Origin of the sequence: Eggerthella sp. 1_3_56FAA, assembly GCF_000185625.1 — a bacterium.
Classification (GTDB): Bacteria; Actinomycetota; Coriobacteriia; order Coriobacteriales; family Eggerthellaceae; genus Eggerthella; species Eggerthella lenta.
Genome location: NZ_GL622583.1, coordinates 9,342 through 16,532 on the forward strand (window position 1 = coordinate 9,342; position 7,191 = coordinate 16,532).

General features: G+C 70.1%; 2 protein-coding genes. Both read right to left on the reverse strand.

Going from position 1 to position 7,191, the window contains the following annotated elements; translation table 11 throughout:
* Positions 1–226: hypothetical protein (locus tag HMPREF1023_RS15800; protein WP_035579214.1), on the reverse strand; the 226-nt coding region annotated here is incomplete at its 3' end.
* Positions 223–6,957 carry an AAA family ATPase gene (locus HMPREF1023_RS14685; protein ID WP_009307227.1) on the reverse strand — a complete coding sequence of 2,245 codons (6,735 nt, stop codon included), beginning with the start codon at positions 6,955–6,957 and terminating at the stop codon, positions 223–225. The genes HMPREF1023_RS15800 and HMPREF1023_RS14685, both read right to left, overlap by 4 nt.
* Positions 6,958–7,191: the final 234 nt, after the last annotated feature.

A 7,191-nucleotide genomic window follows, 5' to 3' on the forward strand; every position in this document is an offset into this window, starting at 1 on the left:
CGACGTCGTCGACGTCGCCAGGTGACGTAGCCCCCGCTATCCTCAGCCGCTTGGCTACGGCGAGGCCGGTCGCCTGCTCCACGACGGTGAGCACGGCCCCTTCCGCCCGCTCGACCGTGCCCCAGGGCGCGGCGTACGCGCACGCGCCCGACAGCTCGACGACCGCCTCGTAACCCGGGCGGCACTCGCACACGTAGGACGAGCCCGCTCGCGACCACGCCGTCATCTCCCCGCCCCCCTGGACGGGGCGGCGGCGCGGGCGGCCCCTTCGGCCCCGCTCGCCAGCATGTGCCTGGCAGGGCACCGGAGCCCCTTCTCCGCGGCCGATGCGGCCGTGCGCGTGGCGATGTCGGACGCGATGCTCCAGGCGGCCCTCGCCGACGGCATGCTCGCGCCCAGTATGGCCCTCGAGACGTCCTTCCCCACGGCCACGAAGTCCCCGCCGGCGTCGATGGACGCCAGCGCAGCGTCGCGGACGTTTCGCACGAGCCCGTAGAACCCGATGCCGTTGGGCTGGCCCTCGCTGGCGTCCCGGTCGGCCGCCAGCGACTTGACCAGGGCTAGCGGCCGCCCGCCGCGCAGCGCGATGGATCCGGCCAGCTCTACGAGCTGGCATTGGTCCGACGAGGACAGCCCGTCCGAGCACTTGGCGATGAGCTCGACGGCCTCGCGCACCGCTCCCCTGACGTCCTCCGCCCCGTAGGCGGCCTCCCCCGCCTCGACGGCCTTCGCCATCCCGTCCCATCTCAAGCCCTTGTCCTCCGCGCCGACCCCCATGACGGGCGTGGCGAAGTAGGACGCCGTCTCCATGGCGGAAGCGTCGAGCCCCTCGTAGGCGTAGACCGAGACGTCCCAGCCCCTGTCTATCCCCCTGTTAACCATGATCAGCTCCGCCCGGTCGAACAGCACGAGCCCGGAGTCCTCGAGCGAGAGCTGGTCGCCTCCTATCTCGCTCGCCTCCGCCACGGCGGCCAGGGAGGGATCGTGTCCCTTCTCGCCGATCTTGGCGTCCAGCTCGGCGAGGCGCTGCTTTACCTCCAGCAGGCGCCGCTGCTGCGGGAAGGGCTTCCCGACGCCCTCCCTCGCGGCGGCAAGCTCCGCCTGGGCCCGCTCGAGCCTTTCGGCCGCGGACGCGGCGTAGCGCTCCATGTTCCTCGCCTCTCGCTCGATCCTCGTGACCGCCCCGATCCCGCTGTCCGCCCCCTCGAAGGTCATGGCAGGCGCGTGTCCGACGCCGACGCGGAAGCAGCCCGTGCCCGCCTGGAACGTCGCCGTCACGTCCAGCCCCATGATCGAGCCGACCACCTGGGCCTCGCCGTACGACTCTGCGCATGCCACGAGCGCAGCCCTCAGCGCATCGGCCGCGTCCGTCCTCTTCTCGCAGTACGCCCCCATCACGGTCATGCCGGGGAAGCCGCCCTCGGGGCCCTTGCGCGCCCTCACCGTGGCGGCGTCGCCCCCGAGCCTCTCGATCGCCTCCTCGGCCGAGGCTATCTTCGCGGGGCACACCTCGTCGCGCAGCCGCCGGAGCTCCGCCTGGTCCCTCCTGTGGGCCCGCTCAAGGCTGGCCAGGCGGGGCAGCTCGTTCTGCAACTCTAGGCGCTCTTTCACGTCCGGGTCCCCGGCGCAGAGCGCCTTGACCTCCGCGTAGGAGAGCGCCGCCTGGTCGATGTCATCGGCGCTGCGGGATGCTGCGCCGGATCCGCCGAACACCTGGCCTATGAACCGCTGCTTGTGCTCGACGGTCTGGTACATGTAGCTGTCGAACGTCCCCTTCGTGACGTACCGGTAGATGCCGACCTCCTTGTTCCGGTTGCCCTGGCGCAGTATGCGCCCCTCCCGCTGCTCGAGGTCGGACGGCCGCCACGGGCAGTCGAGGTGGTGGAGGGCCACGAGCCTCGTCTGGACGTTAGTCCCCTCGCCCAGCTTCTGGGTGCTGCCCATGAGCACCCTCACCTCGCCGGAGCGCGCGGCCTCGAAGAGACGGGCCTTGGCCTTTTCCGTCTTGGCGTCGTGAACATAGGCTATCTCCCCCGCGGGTATGCCCATGTCGACCAGCTTGCCCCGCAGGTCGTCGTACACGTTGAAGCCCTCGGGCTTCGGGGTGCTCAGGTCGCAGAACACGATCTGGACGCCGCGCGCCGGTTCGCTGTCCCTCCATATGCCCCAGATCTTCTGCGCGGCCGCGGAGGTCTTCGACCAGTCCCCGTCCGGCAGGTCGGGGATCACGAGCCTCTGGTCGAGGGCGAGCTTTCGACCGTCGTTGGTCACGACGAGCATGTTGTCGCTCGCCGGGTCGACGGATCCCGACCTGATCGCGTCGGCCCGCCTGCCGAGCTCCGCCACCATGCGCACCTGCTCGGGCGACGGCTCCAGCGCCACGTTCTCGCGCCGCGCCTCCGGGATGCCCGGCAGCGCTATGTCGGCGGCGGTCTTGACGTCGCAAACGGAGGCGAACATCGTGATGAGCTCGGGCAAGTTGGTGAACGACGAGAACCTGGTCTTTACCTGGAAGCCGGAGCCCTCCGGCTTGAGCTCGAGCGAGGTGGTCTTCCGAGCGAACATCGACGCCCATGCGTCGAAGCCGTTCAGCCCGGCGAGCGCGAGCGTCTGCGGCTGCAGGTAGCGCTGCATGTTGTAGACCTCGGTCATGCTGTTGGACACGGCCGTCCCCGTCGCGAACACGACCCCCTTGTAGCCCGTCCGCTCGTTGATCCAGCGCGTCTTGTAGAGCATGTCGGACGCGCGCTGGCTGTCGCCGGCCTGCAGGCCGGCCACGTTTCGCATCTTCGTCTCCGTGAACAGGTTCTTATAGTGGTGGGCCTCGTCGACGAAGATGCGGTCGATGCCCAGGTCGGTGAAGTCGAGCATGTCGTCCTGGTCGTGCTTACGCGTCTTCTCGAGACGCGTCTCGAGGCGCTTCCGGCGCCCCTCGAGCTGCTTGACGGTGAGCCTCTTCGCGGCGTCGTCAGACATCCTCGCCTGGTCGATGGCGTCCTCGATCCTGATCTTCTCCTCCTCGATGTAGCGGGCCTCCAGCTCGGGCGGCAACGGGATCTTGGCGAGCTGCGTCTCGGACACGATGACCGCGTCCCAGTCGCCCGCCGCGATGCGCGCCACGAAGCGCTTGCGGTTGTCCTTCTCGAAGTCGGCGTCGGTGGCCACGAGGATCGACGCCTGCGGGTAGAGCCGCATGAACTCGATGCCCCACTGCCCTACCAGGTGCTTCGGCACAGAGAACAGCGGCTTTGAGGCAAGCCCCATCCTCTTGAGCTCCTGGGATGCGGCGGCCATGGTGTAGGTCTTGCCCGCGCCGACGCAGTACCAGAGCAGGGAGTTCCCGCCGAACACGATCCTCGCGGCCCCGTCCTTCTGGTGCTTCGCCAGCTCTATGTCGGCCGCCATCCCCTCGAACGACAGCAGCGAGCCGTCGAACTGCCTCGGCACAAGGGAGTTGAAGCGGCGGTTGTACTCGGCGACCAGGGCCGCTCGTCGCGCGCCGTCCTCCCATACCCAGTCACGGAACCTCGAGGCGATGGCGTCCTGCTTCGACTGGGCGGCGATGGTGGCCTCCCTGTCGACGACGGACACGGTCTTCCGCGCGGCCGGGTCGTACATCGTCCTGTTGACCACCGCGTCGCGCAGGTTAAGGGACGCCTCCATGAGGTCGAGGGCGTTGCGCGCGCGGGTGCCGTACACCCGGTCGACCTTGGCGCCGTACACCTTGCCCTTGTTCGATATGCGCCACTGGGACAGCTCGGGCGAGTACGCGACCGAGATCTGGTCGCGGGAGCCCTCCACCCTGTGGCTCCTGGGCAGCTGGAACACCTCGTAGGCGAACTGCTCGTACACCGCCGCCGGTACCCACGTCGCCCCCAGCTCGAGGGAGATCTCCTCGGCCGGGACGTCGGGCGGCAGGGCCGACTCGAGCGCCTTGACGTTCGCCTCCATGTCCTCGTCCCCCCGGTAGAGCCTCGCCTCGTCGAGCTTGACCCGGACGTTGCCCGAAAGGTACTCCTCCGCCGTCACCAAGGCCGACAGGGCCGGGTCGTAGTACACGCGGCCGGAGAGGCCGGCGCGGATGGCCTCGGGCGCGAGCCCGGATACGGACTCCATGTAGCCCATGTCGACGCGGCCGACCGCGTTGAGGGACATGGCGAGCGCCTCGGCGGCGTCGGCCGCCGTGCGCCGCTTCGGCACCGGGCGGACGGTGCGCTGATCGAACAGGGCGGCCGGCTCCCACTCCCCGTCGACGGGATCCTCCCACGACGACAGCAGCGGCGCGTAGGCGTCGCCCCGCATCGCAATGACGTTGGGCTTGTCGTTGAGCCGGCCGTGCTTCTCCACGAGCCGCTCGTAGGCCGCCTTGAAGGCCGTGCGCGCCGACTCGATGGGCTCGTCGTCGGCCCCGGCCGACTGCAGGGCCAGGTACTCCCTGCCGAGATCCCTCAGCCCCGCCAAGGCGCGGATCCGCGCTTCCTGCGATTTGGGCCCGCCGTAGGGGCGCATGGTGTCGCCCTCGCGGTACCACAGCGCGCCGTCGACGACGCCGTAGCAGCCGTCCGGCACGGACGGGTCGGCCTCGATCAAGTCGGCGGCGGCCGCGCCGCCGCGCGCGGCGGGCAGCGGGCGCTCCTCGTAGGAACCGGAAGCGAGTTCCATGAGCCTCCCCGCGAGGGAGGCGGCCGCCTCGGCCCAGTCGCCCTTGCAGGCGAGCTGCGGGCCGTAGGGGCCGGACACGACCTCGAGCTCGCCGAGCACGGCCTCCCGGTGCTCCGCGATCCAGCGGTTCACCCGCACGCCGTCCGAATGCTCCACCGTACCGACCCACGGGAGGCCGGCGGCCTCCTCATTGGAGATCCTCTCGCGCCTCTTCCTCAGCACGACGACGTCGCTCGTCACGGTCGTCCCCGCCGACGCCCTGAACGTGCTGTCGGGCAGCCTCGCCGCGCAGACCAGCTCGGCCCTCGCCGCCAGCTCGCGCCTCGCGGAGCTCGACTTCTTATCGAGCGTTCCCGAGGCGGTGATGAACGCGACGAGGCCGCCGGGGCGCACGTGGTCGAGAGCCTTGGCGAAGAAGTAATCGTGGACGAGCATCCCCTCGCCGGCATGGCGGCGGTCGTAGACCGAGAACTGGCCGAAGGGGACGTTGGTGACGGCGACGTCGAACGAGTCGTCGGCCAGCGTCGTCGCCTCGTAGCCCTTGCACTGGACGGCCATGCCGGGGTGTGCGTGCTGCGCTATCAGGGCGGACACCGGGTCGGGCTCCACCATGGTGATGCTGGCGAGGCCGGCCATGCCCTCCGGCATCGCGTCGGCGAACCGGCCCGTCCCGGCGGCCGGGTCGAGCACGTTGCCGGCGGAGAACCCGGCCATGGCGAGGTAGTCCCACACCGCGCGGGCCACCTCGATCGGGGTGTAGTAAGCGGTGAGCGTGGACTCGCGCGCCTTGGCGTACTCCCTCTCCGTGAGGCCGGCCTTGAGCCTCTCGCGCTCGGCCGCGTAGGCGTCCGACGTCTCGTCGAACACCTCGGCGAGGCCGCCCCACCCGACGAACGAGAGCATCCTGGCCGCCTCCTCGGGCGTCGCCTCGCGGCCCTCGCGCTCGAGCTCCTTCGCGACCATGACCGCTTCGATGTTCCGCGCGATCCTCGTGCGGGAAGGAGCCGGCGAGGCGTCCCCGATGGGACGGCGGGACGGCTCCGTGGCCGCAGTGCCCTTCTCCGGCGATGCGGCGCGCGCCGCCCGCTCGGGCGAGGGGGCGGGCGGCGCCGGCTCGAACACGGGGGCGGCGTCCGACGGCTCGAACAGCAGGTCGAGCGACATCTGGCCCTCCATCACCTTCCTGCCGCGCCTGGAGGGCCGGCGCCGCGCCGCTACAGGCTTATCGCTATGTCCGGTATCTCCGAGATCATGGCCTCGTTCTCCGCCGCCGCCGCGGCGTTCATCAGCGCCGCCTTCTGCTGCGCGTCTTTTGCCTGGGAGCTCTGCGGGGACCGCATCCACGCCTGCGCGGCGGCCGTCCTGCGCGACTCCGCCAGCAGGTGAACCATGGCCATCTCCCTGCCGACCTGCTCCTCGCTCTTGCCCTCCAGCGTCTCCGGCGCGTGCTGCAGGCGCCAGTCGCGCATCGCCACCGCCACGGGATCCTTCGCCCAGCCTTCGAGGCCCAGCTGCCACTCCAGGTGCTCCTTCTCCAGGCCCGCCTCCCTGGCGTCCCGCTCCAGCTCCCTGTAAAGCTCGTCGTAGTTCATCATCTCCGGTCCTCTCTGCCAAGCCGTGCTCGACGGCCATCTCCGCAACCTTGCCCGCGTCGCCGCGGCCCACCGTCTCGTACCGCCCCGCCGTGGCCCTCTCGACAAGGGCCCGGACGTCCGCGTCGATCCTCTCGGCCTCGTCCTCGGCGTGTATCCGGGCGCGGGGGTCGTACGCCCCCTCCCTGGTGACGATCACGTTGACCGACTCCTGGGCCTCGAACTCGTCCTGCGCGAGGGCCGCCAGCCTCGCCGCCCTGTCCTCGTCGGCGTCGGGGGCGAGGTAGGCGAGGCCCATGATGGCCGGCGAGTCCGCTACGACGAACTGCACGAGCCCGTCGAGCCGGCGCTCGCGCGCCGACTGCCGGCGGTACAGCTCCTCCTGGCTCTCCACGCTGCCGTCCAGCAGGCGCGCCGCCTCCTGGTCGCCGCGCGCAGCGTCGTAGATGCAGTCCTTGACCACCTCGCCGACGCACTCGGCCGTGTAGCCGCGCGCCTTGAGCTCCGCCGCGACGGCGTACGCCATCGTCGACTTGCCGGAGCCGGGCCCGCCGAACACGTTCACGTGCACGGATCCCGTTGCGCCGCCCTGCGCGCTCATCGCTCGATCCTTATTCCGTTGTGAATCCGGGATTTCGGTCCCGTGTCGCTTCTCGCCGCCCGCGCGCCGCCTGGATTTGGGAGATGGCTCGCGCTCGGGCACGGTGCCATTATCTCACCTATCGATGCCTTTGTGTAGTGCTCGGCCATGTCTTTCTCCCTTTTTTCAAAAACTCGACTATTCAAGTTTTCCAGTTCTCCAATATCTTGGTTCTCAAGCCGCCATCAACGCGACCGTGAGCGCCGTCAACGCGACCGCCGCCGCGGTCGTTATCCATGCGACGAAGGCCCAGCCGACGGCCATCCCCGCGGCGGCGAGGCTCCCCTTGGCCGCCCT